1 protein-coding gene is annotated in these 762 nt (G+C 40.9%); it reads left to right on the plus strand.

Annotated elements, in window-relative coordinates:
* Positions 1-63: 63 nt before the first annotated feature.
* Positions 64-603 (plus strand): hypothetical protein, encoded by a 540-nt coding sequence (locus HMPREF2726_RS09335; protein ID WP_070603129.1) that lies wholly within the window; start codon positions 64-66, stop codon positions 601-603.
* Positions 604-762 lie beyond the last annotated feature (159 nt).

Genomic DNA, 762 nt, shown 5'->3' on the forward strand with positions numbered 1-762 from the left:
AACTCTAAAACAAGGTTTCAGACGACCTTTGATTGGCTGCCGTTTATCGTGTAAGGAAATAATATGCCGGATAATCTATTGCCACTCGATTATGACCTAGGTTTGAGAAAATCTTTAAGAAGGGTGGCGATCATACTGTTCATTTTATCCTTGTGTTTGCCCGCTGTAGGCGGAGCGATAGGTTTGGTAATTTGGATGACAGGTTTGACTGTTTTTTGGTATCCGGCGAGCTGGCCTACATTTGCCAATGTGATTTTTTTTGTTTTATATATCAGATTGAAGGATGATAAAGAAACCTTATATTTGTTCCCCTGTTTAATGTTAATCTTGATGATACCGGGGTCGATATTTGTGTTACCCGGTGTATTTGGTTGGGGATATGTGGTTTGGGTGATGTCGGGTATGCTTCTATGTGCAGATTGGTTATGTAGCCTTATGCCGCACAAACAGCGTCTGATTGTCAGGTTGGCAATCATGGTTTGTCTGATATGGGCTGCCGGCTTAATAGGGCTTGGGCAGTATCAGCAAAACTCAAACGATCAGGATATCTTTGAAGATCTCTATTTCAGTGTGTTTTACAATCCGTTAGGTATTATGAGATAAGTTTCGTATCAGCATTGAAAAGACAAAAAACGGTTGCAACCATGTTTGAAGGCTTTTTGAGATTGAACGGTTTACGATGGAGTTCTGAATAACGCTGATTAGTCGATTTTTGATTTAAACTCTTTTTCGGCGCATGGCTTGCCACCACGCAGCATCTGC

The organism is Neisseria sp. HMSC074B07, from assembly GCF_001810355.1.
Classification (GTDB): domain Bacteria; phylum Pseudomonadota; class Gammaproteobacteria; order Burkholderiales; family Neisseriaceae; genus Neisseria.